This window comes from Phaeovulum sp. (genome assembly GCF_030684035.1).
Classification (GTDB): domain Bacteria; phylum Pseudomonadota; class Alphaproteobacteria; order Rhodobacterales; family Rhodobacteraceae; genus UBA6213.
On the sequence record NZ_JAUXPI010000016.1, the window covers coordinates 1 to 15149 of the forward strand.

Annotated in this window: 14 protein-coding genes; 5 read left to right on the top strand and 9 right to left on the bottom strand. The window is 65.5% G+C overall.

All coding sequences use genetic code 11. The features are described from left to right. The first annotated feature begins 281 nt into the window (after positions 1–281). Both Q8J98_RS04595 and Q8J98_RS04600 read left to right on the top strand, forming a co-directional pair. The gene (locus tag Q8J98_RS04595; RefSeq protein WP_305185970.1) at positions 282–1004 is read left to right on the top strand and encodes a redoxin domain-containing protein; all 723 of its coding nucleotides are present in this window, start codon (positions 282–284) and stop codon (positions 1002–1004) included. Between the two features lie 93 nt (positions 1005–1097). Further along, on the top strand, positions 1098–2315 hold the full coding sequence (locus tag Q8J98_RS04600; protein ID WP_305293340.1) for a hypothetical protein: 1218 nt from the start codon (positions 1098–1100) through the stop codon (positions 2313–2315). 9 nt (positions 2316–2324) lie between these two features. On the opposite strand, the gene Q8J98_RS04605 is transcribed toward Q8J98_RS04600, so the two are convergent. The 3 genes from Q8J98_RS04605 to Q8J98_RS04615 all read right to left on the bottom strand — a co-directional run bounded on the left by Q8J98_RS04605 (position 2325) and on the right by Q8J98_RS04615 (position 5870). Continuing rightward, a complete protein-coding gene (locus Q8J98_RS04605; RefSeq protein WP_305293341.1) occupies positions 2325–2765 on the bottom strand; it encodes a hypothetical protein in 441 nt (146 codons plus the stop codon). A gap of 152 nt (positions 2766–2917) precedes the next feature. Beyond that, the gene (gene pepN / locus Q8J98_RS04610; protein ID WP_305293342.1) at positions 2918–5485 is read right to left on the bottom strand and encodes an aminopeptidase N; all 2568 of its coding nucleotides are present in this window, start codon (positions 5483–5485) and stop codon (positions 2918–2920) included. A 76-nt stretch (positions 5486–5561) separates the two neighbouring features. Next, entirely contained in the window at positions 5562–5870 is a 309-nt protein-coding gene (locus tag Q8J98_RS04615; protein ID WP_305293343.1) for an SRPBCC domain-containing protein, read from the bottom strand. A gap of 97 nt (positions 5871–5967) precedes the next feature. Between Q8J98_RS04615 and Q8J98_RS04620 the strand changes: the two genes are divergently transcribed. Beyond that, positions 5968–8133 carry a malate synthase G gene (locus tag Q8J98_RS04620; protein WP_305293344.1) on the top strand — a complete coding sequence of 722 codons (2166 nt, stop codon included), beginning with the start codon at positions 5968–5970 and terminating at the stop codon, positions 8131–8133. Beyond that, positions 8124–8546: a heme-binding protein gene (locus Q8J98_RS04625; protein ID WP_305293345.1), complete on the top strand. Its 423-nt coding sequence runs from the start codon at positions 8124–8126 to the stop codon at positions 8544–8546. The genes Q8J98_RS04620 and Q8J98_RS04625 overlap by 10 nt, the downstream gene beginning before the upstream one ends. 7 nt (positions 8547–8553) lie before the next feature. On the opposite strand, the gene Q8J98_RS04630 is transcribed toward Q8J98_RS04625, so the two are convergent. The 6 genes from Q8J98_RS04630 to hpt form a co-directional block, all read right to left on the bottom strand. Then, complete coding sequence (locus Q8J98_RS04630; protein ID WP_305293349.1) at positions 8554–9264, bottom strand: EI24 domain-containing protein; 711 nt, start codon at positions 9262–9264, stop codon at positions 8554–8556. Then, a complete protein-coding gene (locus tag Q8J98_RS04635) occupies positions 9264–9842 on the bottom strand; it encodes a nitroreductase family protein (protein WP_305293346.1) in 579 nt (192 codons plus the stop codon). The genes Q8J98_RS04630 and Q8J98_RS04635 overlap by 1 nt, the downstream gene beginning before the upstream one ends. Before the next feature lie 103 nt (positions 9843–9945). Beyond that, positions 9946–10323 carry a DoxX family protein gene (locus Q8J98_RS04640; RefSeq protein ID WP_305293347.1) on the bottom strand — a complete coding sequence of 126 codons (378 nt, stop codon included), beginning with the start codon at positions 10321–10323 and terminating at the stop codon, positions 9946–9948. Positions 10324–10449: 126 nt separating this feature from the next. Beyond that, entirely contained in the window at positions 10450–13194 is a 2745-nt protein-coding gene (gene gyrA, locus Q8J98_RS04645) for a DNA gyrase subunit A (RefSeq protein ID WP_370868059.1), read from the bottom strand. Positions 13195–13488: 294 nt separating this feature from the next. Beyond that, a complete protein-coding gene (locus Q8J98_RS04650; protein ID WP_322215045.1) occupies positions 13489–13656 on the bottom strand; it encodes a hypothetical protein in 168 nt (55 codons plus the stop codon). A 20-nt stretch (positions 13657–13676) separates the two neighbouring features. Next, positions 13677–14216, bottom strand: coding sequence for a hypoxanthine phosphoribosyltransferase (hpt, locus tag Q8J98_RS04655; RefSeq protein WP_305185980.1), 540 nt, complete (start codon positions 14214–14216; stop codon positions 13677–13679). A gap of 66 nt (positions 14217–14282) precedes the next feature. Between hpt and Q8J98_RS04660 the strand changes: the two genes are divergently transcribed. Then, the gene (locus Q8J98_RS04660; RefSeq protein WP_305293348.1) at positions 14283–14738 is read left to right on the top strand and encodes a type II toxin-antitoxin system RatA family toxin; all 456 of its coding nucleotides are present in this window, start codon (positions 14283–14285) and stop codon (positions 14736–14738) included. The last annotated feature ends 411 nt before the right edge of the window (positions 14739–15149 follow it).

Here is a 15149-nt window from a genome sequence, read left to right on the forward strand (position 1 = left end):
CAACAAGCGCCCGCAGGTTCATCATCTCGTCGGTCATCGGTGGTCCTCTCGGTCAAGGTTGGTGTAAGCAACCAGACCCTAGCCGGAAATCGCCGGTGACCACCTCAGCCAGAACCTACACCACGCCGTGGGACACGATCACGCAGGCAGAGCTTTCCCCTGCGTTGCCGGAAATGCGACACAATTCAACTGTAGAGTGAACAGTTGTGGTCATATTGGCGACAATCGTGGGTTCAAGGGCGTTGCAGCGGTTTCATCGGAACAAAGGCAGGGGTTGAACCATGGGCATGTCCCTTTTCGGGCAAAATGCGTCTCCGAACGGAGCCACGATCGAGGTTCCGACGGGCTTTGCGACACATCTGCGGTGGATACCGCGGCTTGGCGATATTTTCCCCAATTTTTCAATTCCCTATGGCGATGGGGAATTTCACTTTCACGATTGGGCCGAAGGGTCGTGGGTCTATTTTTTCAGCCATCCGCAGGCAGAGACCCCGGTTTGCAGCACCGAAATCGCGGATGTGGCGGCGCATGGCGACGAATTGGCCAGGCGCGGTGCCAAGGCACTGAACATTTCCACCGACAGCGCGGAAGTCCAGCAGGCGTGGATCGCCGAGATCGAGCGCATCTTCGGGGTCACGGTCGATTTTCCGCTGCTTTCCGACCCCGAGGGGCGGGTGGTGAGCGTTTGCGACATGGTGCACCCGCATGAAGATGCGCTGCTTTGCGTACGCAAAGGCTTCATCATCGACCCGTCGCTGCGGATCCGGATGATCTTTGAATACCCGCTGAATGTCGGGCGCGACTTCGAGGAAGTTCTGCGGGTGATCGATGCGCTTCGTGCCACCGACCATAACGATCTGGTGGCACCGGGTGGCTGGATGCCGGGAGATCCGCTGATGGTATCGCCAGCACTTGGCACCGCCGCCGCCCGCGACCGGTTTGGCGCAAGGCTGCGGGTGCTGAACCCCTACATGCGCCTTTTGCAGCCACCGCGGACGCGCTGAGCAGACCGGCCGCCTGAGCTTCGGCTGCCTTTTCCGTTCAGTTGACATCGCCCCGGCGATTGGCAAGGCTAGGCCGGGGAAGGGGAAATCCGGGTGTCCGACACGCTGCCGCCATTTCGGCCGTTTTCCAATGTGCAGTGGTATCTGGCGCATTCAGGCAACCGGGTGCACCTGATCTGCGCTTGCACCGATGCGATCGCACCAGCGGACGTTCACGCCATGGTGGCGCGCGCGCTGCGCCTTGCCCCGCAACTTTGCTGGCACGAAAGCCTTGAGCGCGACGGTCACTATTTGACCGGCGCAACGCCGCCGGACACGGCTGCCGAATACAATGACCTGCACCAGCCCGACCTGGCGCTGGGCGCGCTCGAGGCGGCCTTGGCGCTGCCGCTCGCCAATACCGGAAGGCCCGCTTTCCGGGCGCGCTGCCTTGCGGCGGCAGCCCCCGATGCGCGCGGCACCCGTGCAGTGGTGGTGTTCGAGGCAACCCACGGGGTAACCGAAGGCGGCGACATCGCAGCACTTCTGCGCGGGCGCGGCGCAGAGCACGAGGCGCGCCCGATTGTCGATGTGCACCTGCGCCCGTTGCAGCGGTTGGCCATTGCGCTGATGCTGCCGCTGCTCTGGCTTGGCTTTCTCATCGCGGCAAGGGTGCCGCGCAAGCCGTCGGGCGGGTTTCGCTTTGCCCGCGTCGCGCTCGATCGGGCCAATGTCGCGGCGGCGGCGCGGCGGCTTGGTGTTTCGCAGCGCGCGCTTCTGTTCGGCCTGGTGCTGCATGCAACCCGGCACGATCCGGCCCGTCGCCGCCGCCTGAGCCTTGCCTATTCGACGCTGCCGAAGGCGCGCGCGCATTTGCATGATGACGGCTTTCTGAATGTGCGAATGGATGAGTTCCGGCTGCGCACCGAAGCCACGGCAGCGGCAACCATCCGTGCCACCGCTGCGGCCATCACGGCGCGCGGGCCGACACCGATATTCGTTCAGGCGTGGCAAAGCGCGGTGCTGGGCTGGCATCGGCGCGCCTGGCGGCTGGTCCCCTGGCTCTACCGAGGCGGATTTTTCGGCTATTCGCCCTATGATCTGGTGTTGTCGCTGGTGCCGCCGCTGCGGCCGGGGCCAGCTTGGGGCGCGCTTCAGCGGGCCACCTGTTTTGCCGGGTCGAACAGCGGCACCACGCCCAATTGCATCTTTGCGGTCGGGCCAAAGCAGGTCACGCTGACCCTCTGGGCTGGCCCTGCCATGCTGTCGCGGATTGGCGGGCTGGTTGCCCAGGCTGAGGCGCTTGGGATTGGTGCCGAGGTCTGGGATTAGGCCGGGGTGTCAGCGCCGCGCAAGCACCGGCATCGTCGCGCGCATCGTGCCGTGCCTGACAGGCACACCACAGTTTCGCAGCTCTTCGGCGAGTCGGCTTGACGGTGGCAAGGCGGCGCGCGGCAGCGCCAGCCGCGAGCCGTCGGTGAAATGCAAGAGGCACGAGCGGCGGCCAAGCTCGGCACCGCTGATCCGCGCCAGCGCCAGATTGCGCCGCTGCGCACCGTCAAAAACCTCAAGCCGCCCGCGCCCGAGCCGCAGCCCCGCCGCGCGGTTGAACGCCAGCGCGTGCAGCGCGACGGCAAGCAGGCAGCTTACCAGCACCCAGGCGAGCAGGGGCGCATCAAGCCTGTGGTTCACATAAGTAAGGCCCATGCCAAGCCCGAGCGCGGCATACATGGCAGGGCGTCTGCCCTGGTTGCGGAATTCAAAGGCGTCAAGCGTTTGCATGAGGCCCTTTCGCCAGCGAAATATGGCGCAATTATGGCAATTGTGGCGGCGCGCATCGCACCGTTGCGCGGGGCGCAACAGCGCCAACGGCGGAGGCGGATTGTGCCGTCTGCACGGCCAATCCCGCCGCAAGGAAGCGGCAATCGGGCCTTTCAGCGATTCGCTTTCGCCAGCCGTGCCACCATTTCGCCCATATCGCGGCTCAGCCCCGGCAGCGCCTCGATCCGTGCCAGCGCCGCCTGCGCCAGCGCCTGCCGCGCCGCATCATAGCGCGGCCAGGTCTCGAAGGCGGTGGACATCCGCGCCGCCATCTGCGGGTTCACCGGGTCAAGCTTGATCAGCCAGTCGGCGTAGAAGCTGTAGCCTGCGCCGGATGGGTGGTGGAATCCCGCATGGTTGGCCGCGAAACCGCCCATCAGCGCGCGGAAGCGGTTGGGGTTCTTCCATTCAAAGGCGGGGTCGGCGGCAAGCCGTGCTGCCAGCGCGGGCGCGTTTGCCGGGTCGGCATGGGCCAGTTGCACCATGAACCACTTGTCCATCACCAGCCGGTCGGCAGACCAGCGCGCGCGGAACCCGGCCAGCGCGGCATCGGCCTGCCCCGACTCGATCAGGCAGGCCAGCGCGCCGAGGGTTTCGGTCATGTTCGGCGCGGTATCGAACAGCGCCTGCGCCCGCCGCCCGCCATCGATGCGCGAAAGCAGCGCCAGCGCGGCAAGCCGCAGCGCGCGCTTTCCGGCGGGGCCCGCATCGGGCGCATAGGGGCCGGGTACCGCCATGGCATCATGAATTTCGCTCAGCACCGCTTCGTGCTTCTGCGCCAGCGCCGCCGCCAGCCGCCCACGGGCGGCGTGAATTGCATCGGGGTCAGGCACCGTGCCGCGTTCAAAAAGCGCGGTGGCAATTTCCTCCTCGCCCGGCAGGCGCAGGCAGAGCGCCCGAAACGCCGGGTCAGCCGCGCCATCGCGGATCAGGCGGCCGACGGCGTCGATATGCTCGGGCGCGGGCGCGGCCCCCGCAACCATCGCGCAAAGCGCTTCGCGCGCCAGGCTTCGGCCCGCCTCCCAGCGGTTGAAAGGGTCGGTGTCATGCGCCAGCAGAAAGGCGCGCTCGGCGGCTGTCGCGCTGCGCTCAAGCACCACCGGTGCCGAAAAGCCGCGCAGCAACGAAGGCACCGGCCGCACCGCGAGGCCGGAAAAGCTGAACCGTTGCCGCGCCTCGGTCATTTCCAGCACCTGCGTCGGCACCACCTCGTCGCCGTTGGGTGAAAGCAGCCCCACCGCAATCGGAATCACCCGTGGTGCCTTCTCGGGCTGCCCCGGGGTCGGCGGCGTTACTTGGGTGAATTCAAGCGTGTAGGTGCCCTCCTGCCAGTGTTCCTCGACACTCAGCCGCGGCGTGCCGACATCGGAATACCAGCGCTTGAACTGGCCAAGGTCGCGCCCCGTCGCATCCGCGAACACCGCCAGCCAGTCTTCAATGGTCGCCGCCTGGCCATCGTGGCGATCGAAATAGAGGTCGAGCGCGCGGCGGTAGCCAGCATCGCCTACCAGCCGACGCAGCATGCCGATCACCTCGGCACCCTTTTCATAGACCGTGGCGGTGTAGAAGTTGTTGATCTCGACATAGCTTTCAGGCCGCACGGCATGGGCAAGCGGCCCCTGGTCTTCGCGGAACTGGCGGGCGCGCAGCGTCAGCACATCCTCAATGCGCTTGACCGGGCCGGAACGCATGTCCGAGGTGAACTGCTGATCGCGGAATACCGTGAGCCCTTCCTTCAGGCAAAGCTGGAACCAGTCGCGGCAGGTGATGCGGTTGCCGGTCCAGTTATGGAAATACTCATGCGCGATCACGCCTTCGATGCGCTCGTATTCGCCATCGGTGGTGGTGTCGGGACTGGCCAGCACCAGCTTCGCGTTGAAGATGTTGAGGCCCTTGTTTTCCATCGCACCCATGTTGAAATCATCGACCGCGACGATATTGAAGATGTCGAGGTCGTATTCACGCCCATAGGCGTCTTCATCCCATTTCATCGCGCGTTGCAGCGCGCCCAGGGCGAAGCCGCAGCGGTCCTCGTCGCCCCGTCGCACCCAGATGTTGAGCGCGACCTTGCGGCCGGACATGGTGGTGAAGCTGCCGGAGTGGGCAACCAGATCGCCCGCGACCAGCGCGAAAAGGTAGGCGGGCTTGGGCCAGGGGTCCACCCATTCGGCCCAGCCGGGGCCTGATGCCGTGGGGTTGCCGTTCGACAGCAGCACCGGCAGATCGGCCTCGACGCGCACCGTAAAGCGCGCCATCACATCGGGGCGGTCGGGGTAAAAGGTGATGCGGCGAAAGCCCTGCGCCTCGCATTGCGTGCAATACATGCCGCGCGACATGTAAAGCCCCTGCAGCGCGGTGTTGCCCTCGGGCGCAATCTCGACCTCGGTGGCGAGCGTGAAGGCGGCATCGGGCAGGGCGGCGGGGTGGATGGTCAGCCCGGTGTCGGTCAGAATGTAATCTTCGGCGCTCAGCGACTGCCCGTCGATCGCGGCGGAAATCAGCCGCAGATGCTCGCCGTCAAGCGCCAGCGCGGCACCGGGCTGGCGCGGCGTCAGGCGGATTTTCGCGATAACCCGCGTCGCCTTTGGCGCAAGCCGGAAGGTCAGCGTCACCGCATCGAGCGTGAAGGGGTAGGGGGCATAATCTGCAAGGCGGATGGTCTGCGGTGTCGCATCTTTCATCGGGCTCTCCGGTCGGCGTTCCGGCAAAGCCTATGTGGCGGCGGGGGCAGCTTCAAGGGCCTCCCCGCGCGCCCGGTCACGCGGCCCCGACGTATCGCGCCAGCTTGCCCAGGGTTTGCAGACCAAGTTCGACGGCGCCAAAACTTCTGACCTTCTCGTATTCTTCGGCGCTGGCCAGAACCATTGCCATCTTCACCCTGGTCGCGGTGCCGAGGTCTTCGAAAGTGATCAGGGCTTCGGCGTGCCCCGGCCCGTTTTCACCCCGCAGCAGCGTGTATTCGATACGCCTTTCGCGCTGAACACGGGTGTAAAGGTGGTGATTGGGGTAAACCGTGCCATCGGGCCCGATCAGGGGTGTTGCAGCCGCAGTAGCAGCCAGACGCAACGCCGCGCGTGGTTAGCCCGTCTGACCAATTCATGGGCGGCTGGACAGAGCACCTGCTTCTGCTCATAAAGAGCGCGGCGACCGAGGAGGAGATGCCATGACCAAGCGAACCCCGCAGCACGGGCTTCAGGTGGACACGCGTCTTGCCGATTTCATTGAAGCCGAGGCTCTGCCGGGAACCGGGATCGCGGTGGTCAGCTTCTGGCAAGGGTTGGCGGACCTGGTTGCCGACCTTGGCCCGCGCAACCGCCAGTTGCTGGAGCGGCGCGACGAATTGCAGGAACATATCGACGCCTGGCATCTGGCACGGCGTTGCGAGCCGCATGATGCCAAGGCTTACGAGACGTTCTTGCGGGAAATCGGTTACATCGTTCCTGAGGGGCCGGATTTCAGCATCGAGACCGGCCCGACCGACCCCGAAATCGCGACCCTCTGCGGGCCGCAACTGGTGGTGCCGGTGACCAACGCGCGCTATGCGCTCAACGCCGCAAATGCGCGCTGGGGCAGCCTTTACGATGCGCTCTACGGCACCGACGCGCTCGGCGCGCCGCCGCCGGAAGGTGGATATGACGCGGCGCGCGGTGCCGAGGTCGTCGCCTGGGCCAAGGCGTTTCTCGACGACGTCGTGCCACTTGCCGGAATGGCCTGGGGCCAGGTGCTGCATCTTTGCGTGCAGGCTGGCGCGCTTCTGGCCGAGGGGCCGCGCGGCACGGCGGGCCTGGCAACGCCGGGGCAGTTCGCGGGCTATCGCGGCAGCGAAATGGCACCTTCGGCGCTGCTCTTGCGCCAGAACGGGCTCTACCTCGAAATCAGCATCGACCGCGCCCATCCGGTGGGCCGTTCCGACCGCGCGGGCATTGCCGATCTGCGGCTCGAATCGGCGCTTTCCAGCATCATGGACCTCGAAGACAGCGTGGCGGCGGTGGACGGTGCCGACAAGGTGCTTGCCTATCACAACTGGCTTGGCCTGATGCGCGGCGATCTGACCGAAGAGGTGCGCAAGGGTGCCGCCAGCTTCACCCGCCGACTGGCAGCCGATGCCGAATATACCGCCCCGCACGGCGGCAGCCTGCGCCTCAAGGGCCGCGCGCTGATGCTGGTGCGCAATGTCGGCCATCTGATGACCACCGCGACCGTGCTTGAGGCCGAGGGTCGCGAGATCGGCGAGGGCCTGCTGGATGCGATGGTCACCACGCTTTGCGCGCTGCACGACCTGCGCAAGTCCGAAGCGCCGCGCAATTCGGTGACCGGGTCGGTCTATGTGGTGAAGCCGAAAATGCACGGCCCCGACGAGGTGGCATTTGCCGATGAGGTCTTCAGCCGCGTCGAGGCGGTGCTCGGGTTGCCACGCTACACCGTCAAACTCGGCATCATGGACGAGGAGCGACGCACCAGCGTCAATCTGAAGGAATGCATCCGCGCCGCGCGGCACCGGCTGGCCTTCATCAATACCGGCTTTCTCGACCGCACCGGCGACGAGATATGGACCTCGATGGAGGCCGGGCCGATGGTGGCAAAGGGCGCTATGCAGCGCCAGCCGTGGATTTCGGCCTATGAGGACCGCAACGTCGATATCGGGCTGGCCTGCGGCCTCTCCGGGCGCGCGCAGATCGGCAAGGGCATGTGGGCGGCACCCGACCGCATGGCGGCGATGCTGGCGGAAAAGATTGCGCATCCGTTGGCGGGGGCGAATTGCGCCTGGGTGCCAAGCCCCACTGCCGCAACGCTGCATGCCACGCATTACCACCGGGTCGATGTCTTCGCCCGCCAGCGCGCAATCGCCATGATGGCGCGGCCGACGCGGCTGGCCGATCTGCTCACCATCCCGCTTGCGACCGGCGTGAACTATTCGGAAGACGAAATCCGCGCCGAGGTCGAGAATAACGCGCAGGGCATTCTTGGCTATGTCGTGCGCTGGGTCGATCAGGGCGTCGGCTGCTCCAAGGTGCCCGACATCCACGACGTGGCGCTGATGGAAGACCGCGCCACCTGCCGCATTTCCTCGCAGTCGCTGGCGAACTGGCTGCACCACGGCGTGGTTGAAGAGGGCCAGGTGATGGATGCGTTGCGCAAGATGGCGCAGGTGGTTGACCGGCAGAATGCGGGCGATCCGGCCTATGTGCCGATGGCTCCGGGTTACGCGGGGCTTGCCTTTCAGGCGGCCTGCGATCTGGTGTTTTTGGGCCGGGTGCAGCCCTCGGGCTATACCGAGCCGGTCCTGCACGCGCGGCGGATGCAGGTGAAGGAGGCGGCATGCGGTTGAACCAGGCGGCGGCGCGGCGGATCATTTCGGTGGCACTCGCGCATGGGCACGAACACGGCATGAAACCCCTGTCGGTGGTGGTGCTGGATGCGGGCGGTCACCCGATCGCCTTCGAGCGGGCCGACGGTGCCAGCCCCGGTCGCTTCGAGATTGCCCGCGCCAAGGCCTACGGCGCGGTGATGCTGGGCATGGGCGGTGTTGCGCAGGCGGCGCGCGCGGCGCAGGGCAGCTTCATGGCCACGCTCAACGGCGTGTTCCAGGGTCGGGTTCTGCCGGTGCCGGGCGGTGTGCTGGTGCGCGATGCCGAGGGCATGGTGATCGGTGCCGTGGGGGTGACCGGCGACACCTCCGAAAACGATGCCGAAGCGGCACTGGCCGGGATCGCCGCAGCCGGATTGACCGGCGAGGCCTGAAACCCGATCAGCGCGGCGCGGCGCGGCCCTTTGTTTCGCCACGCAGGCGGTGGAACAGGTGGGTAAAGGATGCCGCCGCCAGCACCGGCACCACAAGGTTGACCACGGGCACTGTCAGCGGCAGCGCCATCAGCACCCCGGCAACCCAGATTTCGCCCCAGTGCTTGCGCCGAAGCGCCTTTGCCGCCGCCCGGTCGAGGCGGCGCAACGCCACCATCTGGAAGTATTCGCGCCCCAGAAGGTAGCCGTTCAGGCCCCAGAACAAGAGCGGCGCGGCTGGCCCCATCACTGTGTAGAGGATCAGCGCAACGATATTCGCACCGATCAGCAGCGCCAGAAAATTCAGGCTGTCTTGCAAGCTCTGGGTAAAACTCGCCCCGCTTGCGGGCGGAAGCCGCGGGTAATGCCGCGCTTCAACCCCGGCGGCGACGGTTTCAAGAAACAGCCCGGTGAACAACGAAGCCACCGGCATCATCAGAAAAAAGCTCGCCACCAGCATGAAGGCAAGCGAGCCCCAGGAAAGCAGATCGCGCACCCAATGCACCTCGCCGACCCAGGGCAGGGTCAGCACATCCGGCGTGGTCCAGTCGATCAGTTGCACGAAGCCCGCATAGACAAGCACCAGAAGCGCCAGCGACAGCGCCACGCCAAGCGCCAGCACGCCAAGCGCGCGGGCGCGGAAAAGATCGCCCAGCGCGGAAACGAAATCGCCCAGCATCAAAAGCCGCGCCATTCAGTCAGCGCCGCCAGATCGGGGCGCGGCCGCTCGGGCGAGACCCCGGCAGCAGTGCCGACATGCACGAAGCCCACCACCCTTTCGCCTGCCGCCAGACCCAGGGCCTCGGCGCGAAATTCGGCGTCATAGGCGGGCCAGCCGGTCAACCATGCCGCCCCCCAGCCTGCGGCAAGCGCGGCGTTGAGCAGCGACAGTGCCACCGCACCTGCCGAAAGCAGTTGCTCCACCTCGGGTGCCTTGTCGCTTGGCTTGGGCGATGAGACCACCGCCACGCACAGCGGGCTGTCGGCGAACTGGCTGATGCCCTTGGCGGCCTGATCGGCAGGCATCGTCAAAGCCTCGGCGCGTGCGGCGGCGGCAGCGGCCAGCCGCTTCAGCGCCGGCCGCGCCAGCACGATCAGCCGCCAGGGTTCCAGCTTGCCATGATCGGGCACCCGCAGCGCGGCGGTCAAGAGCGGTTCCAGCGCGGCGCGGTCGGGTCCGGGCGCGCGCAGGGTCTTGGCCGGGTGCGAGCGGCGGCTGAGCAGAAATTGCAGGGCCTCGGGCTGGGCTGCGGGCATCACGACCTCCGGAAAAACCTGCCGGAGTTTTGCGCCAAACTCCGCCCCGCCACAAGCCCGGCGGCAGAAAACGGCGGGGCACCACAGCACCCCGCCAAAGCGGTCAGTTCTTGTCGAGCGCAAGTGCACCGGCACCATGCGCAAACACCATCAGAAACCCGGCAGCCACGCCGAGGTTCTTGAAAAGCATGGTCATCTGCACCTGGTCGGCGGGGTGAAAGTGATAAAGCAGGCCCGTGGCCAGGCAAAACCCCGCGCCCGCAAGCCCCATCCAGCGCGCGCGATAGCCAAGCAGCATCGAGGCCCCGAGCGCGATTTCAAAGAGGATCGCGGGCCAGGCGAGGAACGCAGGCAGGCCACCCGAGGTGACATAGCCCGCAAAGCCCGCAACATCGCCAAGTTTCATCAGGCCCGCAGGCAGAAACATGGCCGCGAGCAGAATGCGGGCGGCGAGCGGGGCGTATCGGGTAAGGGAGTTCATATTGGTTCCTGTCGGTGACACCCGCGGCATGCGGGCACGAGCCGCCAGAAACTATGAACACCCGCGCACATAAACAGGCATTTTCGCGCGCAACCTCTGCACCAATGCGCAGAGATTGCGCTTTTCTCATGCCTCGGCGGCCTCCCCGGCATCGTCGCCCTGGTCGGCAACGCGCGCCGCTGAAACCACTTCCTCGCCCGCCGCACAATCAAGCACCCTGACCCCGCCCGCCGAGCGCGACCGGAACGAGATGCCCGCAACAGGCACCCGGATCGACTGGCCGGTCGAGGTGGCAAGCATCACCTGATCATCGGGCGAAACCGGGAATGAGGCCACCAGTTGCCCGCCGCGCATCGCGCCATCCATGGCCTTCACGCCCTGGCCGCCGCGCCCGCGCACCGGGTAATCGTGGCTTGAGGAAAGCTTGCCTGCGCCGCGCGCGGTGATGGTCAGAATCAGATCTTCGGCGGCAGACATCTCGGCGTAGCGCTCGGGCGAAAGCTGCCCGGCCTCGGTTGCCTCGTCATCATCGTCGGCAGCCTCGTCCTCGATCACCCCGGCCACAAGGCGGCGCTGCTTGAGGTAGGCGGCGCGCTCTGCCGGGTCCGCCTCGAAATGCCGGATGATCGACATCGACACCACGGCGTCACCCGCCGCCAGCCGCACCCCGCGCACGCCGGTCGAATCGCGGCCCTTGAACACCCGCACCTCGGGCACCGGAAACCGGATCGCGCGGCCAAGTGCGGTGACCAGCATCACATCGTCGCCCTCGTCGCAGATGCGCGCATTCACCAGGCTCACGCCTTCGGGCAGTTTCATCGCGATCTTGCCGTTGCGCATGACATTGGCGAAATCGCTCAGCGCATTGCGGCGCACGTCGCCCTCGGATGTGGCGAAGAACACCTGCAGGTCGTCCCATTCCGCCTCGGGGGCATCGATCGGGGTCAGGGCGGCGATGGAAACCCCCTGCGGGATCGGCAGGATGTTGACAATCGCCTTGCCTTTGGCGGTGCGCCCGGCCAGCGGCAGACGCCAGCATTTCAGGCTGTAGACCATGCCATCGGTGGTGAAGAACAAAAGCTGCGTGTGGGTATTGGCCACGAAAAGCGTGGTCACCACGTCATCTTCCTTGGTGGCCATGCTGGAAAGGCCCTTGCCGCCGCGCCGCTGCGCGCGGAATTCGGCCAGCGGCGTGCGCTTGATGTAGCCGCCCGAGGTAATGGTCACCACCATGTCTTCGCGCTCGATCAGGTCTTCGTCGTCCAGATCGCCCGCCCAATCGACAATTTCGGTGCGGCGCGGCACCGCGAATGCATCGCGCACCTCGCAGAGTTCGGTCGAGATGATTTCCATGATCCTCTCGCGCGAGGCGAGAATCGAAAGGTAGTCGCGGATCTTCATTGCCAGATCCCGCAACTCGTCGGTGACTTCCTTCACCCCCAGCGCGGTCAGCCGTTGCAACCGCAGATCGAGAATGGAGCGCGCCTGCACCTCGCTCAAATTATAGCTGCCATCGTCGTTCATCTTGTGGCTCGGGTCGTCGATCAGCCGGATGTATTCGGCGATCTCGTGCGCCGGCCAGCGACGGGTCATCAGCCGCTCGCGCGCCTCGGCGGCATCGGCGCTGGTGCGGATCGTGCGCACCACCTCATCGACATTGGAAACCGCAACCGCGAGACCGCAGAGCACATGCGCGCGCTCGCGGGCGCGGCGAAGTTCAAAGGCCGTGCGGCGGGCCACGACCTCCTCGCGGAAGGCGATGAAATGGCTCAGGAAATCGCGCAAGGTCAGCTGTTCCGGGCGGCCGCCGTTCAGCGCCAGCATGTTGCAGCCGAAGGAAACCTGCATCGGCGAAAAGCGGAAAAGCTGGTTGAGCACCACATCCGCCGTCGCATCGCGCTTCAGCTCGATCACCACCCGCACGCCGACACGGTCGGATTCGTCCTGAATATGGGCGATGCCTTCAATCTTCTTGTCGCGCACCAGATCGGCGATCTTCTCGATCATCGTCGCCTTGTTGACCTGATAGGGGATCTCGTCGAGCACGATGGCGAAACGATCCTTGCGCAGTTCCTCGATCCGGGTTTTCGCCCGGATGATGACGCTGCCGCGCCCCTCCAGATAGGCCTTGCGCGCGCCGCCGCGCCCCATGATCTGGCCGCCGGTGGGAAAATCCGGCGCGGGCACAAAGGCCATCAGCTCTTCCGAGGTCAGATCGGGGGTTTCGATCAGCGCCAGCGTTGCGGCAATCACCTCGCCAAGGTTGTGCGGCGGAATGTTGGTGGCCATGCCCACCGCAATGCCGCCCGCGCCATTGACGAGCATGTTCGGAAACCGCGCCGGAAGCACCGTCGGCTCGCGGTCCTTGCCGTCGTAGTTGTCCTGAAAATCGACCGTGTCCTTGTCGATGTCGGCCAGCAGCGCGGTGGCGGACTTGTCCATCCGCACTTCGGTATACCGCATCGCGGCGGCGCTATCGCCATCCATCGAACCGAAGTTGCCTTGGCCGTCCAAGAGCTTGAGGCTCATCGAAAACGGCTGTGCCATGCGCACCAGCGCATCATAGATCGAGGCATCGCCGTGGGGGTGGTATTTGCCCATCGTATCGCCCACCGGTCGCGCCGATTTGCGATAGGATTTGTCGTGGGTGTTGCCGCTCTCGTACATGGCGAACAGGATGCGGCGGTGCACCGGCTTCAGGCCGTCGCGCAGGTCGGGGATGGCGCGGCTCACGATCACGCTCATCGCGTAGTCGAGATAGGCGGTGCGCATTTCCGAAGTGATTGAAACGGTTGGCACAAGCGCCGGGCGCGCAGCGTGCTCTGCCGCCGGAATGCCGTCGGATTCAGGAGTTTCTGGGGTATTGCTCACGTGGTCGCCGACCTTGCTTTCTGGTTCTGGCGGGGCCAGATTTGGGTGAGCGCGACTATAGCCGCCCCAGCCCTTGGGTGCAACCGTCGCGGCCCCTTGCCGTGGTCGCTGCGCCGGGGCACCCGCTTGAGGTAGGCGGCCACCGCCTTGTGGCCGACTTCGGCCGGGTCGGCGCGATCGGCCGCCAGTTGCGCCCGGCACCGCCGATGCTGTGACGGCGCGGGCAACAAGGCCCGGAGTGGCATCAGCACCGGCCTTGAAATGCCTGCGGGCCGTCGGGGTTTTCCGGCGCGCTCACGGCCCGGGCTTGAGCCGCACACCCTTGCTTGCCGGTTCCAGCGTCGCCCAATCCGGCCAGCCGATGTAGCGTTCGACCGCCACCAGCAAAAGCCCCGCCGCGATGATGCCGAACACCAGTTTCACCCGCCCCCAGGAAGGCGGCCGGTGCGCCCAGCGCGCCATGCGGACCATCCAGCGCGGATTCATGTGGTGAAACGGACCTTGCCGATATGCGGCAGATTGCGGTTGCGCTGCGCAAAGTCGATGCCGTAGCCGACCACGAATTCATCGGGTATTTCGAACCCGGTCCAGGTTGCCTTGATCGGCACTTCGCGGCGGCTTGGCTTGTCCAGCAGCGCGCAGACCTCCAGCCGCTTGGGCTTGCGCGCCATGAGCATGTTGACGACATGGAAAAGCGTGTGGCCGGTATCGACGATATCCTCGACCACCAGCACATCGCGGCCCTCGATGCCCGAGCGCAGATCCTTGAGTATCCGCACTTCGCGGCTAGAGGTCATTTCCGCGCCATATGACGAGGCTTCGATGAAATCGACCTCGACCGGCAGGTCGATCTCGCGCACCAGATCGGCGATGAAGATGAACGAGCCCCGCAGCAGGCCCACCACCACCAGCTTGTCGGTGCCCTTGAAGGCATCGGTGATTTCATGCGCCAGCGCCTCGACCCGCGCGGCAATGCGCTTGGCTGAAATCATCCGGTCGATGACATAGGGGCGGTGTGGCATGGCGACCTCTTGATTTCTGTGCAGGGGTTACCCAAAAGGACGGCTCAAGTCACGCGGATTGAGCGGATGCCCACGCATAGCGAAAAACGGATGATGCCCTATTCGGCGGCCGAGATGTATGATCTCGTCGCCGATGTGACGCGCTACCCCGAATTCTTGCCGTGGAACTCGGCGGCGCGGATCCGGTCGCGCGCCGCGCAGCCCGACGGCACCGAGGTGCAAACGATCGATCTGGTGATTTCGTTCAAGCTTTTCCGCGAAAAATTCGGCAGCCGCGTGGTGCTCGACCCGGCCACGCACCGCATCGACACCGAATACCTCGACGGCCCGTTTCGCTATCTCAAAAGCTGGTGGCAATTTGCCGATCGTGACGGCGGCGGCTGCGAGGTGGAGTTTTTCGTCGATTTCGAGTTTCGCAACTTCGTGCTGCAAAAGGTCATCGGCGTGGTCTTCGACGAAGCGATGCGCCGCATCGTGCGCGCCTTCGAAACCCGCGCCGCCGCACTTTACGGCGCGCCTTAGCCAGAAACACCGAAGCCTGCGCGAACCACGCGGGCGGCGGCCGTGGCATGGCCTGCATTCGGTGCGGGAATGGTAGGCCCGGAGGGCGGAGCAAACGTAACCGATGGGGTGGACGCCCCCCGTCGGCATCGGTGTGCCAAGGTGGCGGGTGTTGAAGCATCGCTACGGAGGGGAGCGTCCATGGGAGAGGTTAGCATCATCGGCCTGGATTTGGCCAAGAACGTGTTTCAGGCGCATGGCGCAGGATCGGATGGTTCGGTGGTCTTCCGCCGAGGCTGTGTAAAAACCCCTATTTATGCTATGCTTACGCAGGGTTGGGAGGTTTTGCATGGCAGGTTTCATTGAGGGTGTCAGCCGAGATCAGACGACGCTTTTTCCTGAACGGCTGGATGACTGGATTGCTGAGGAGCA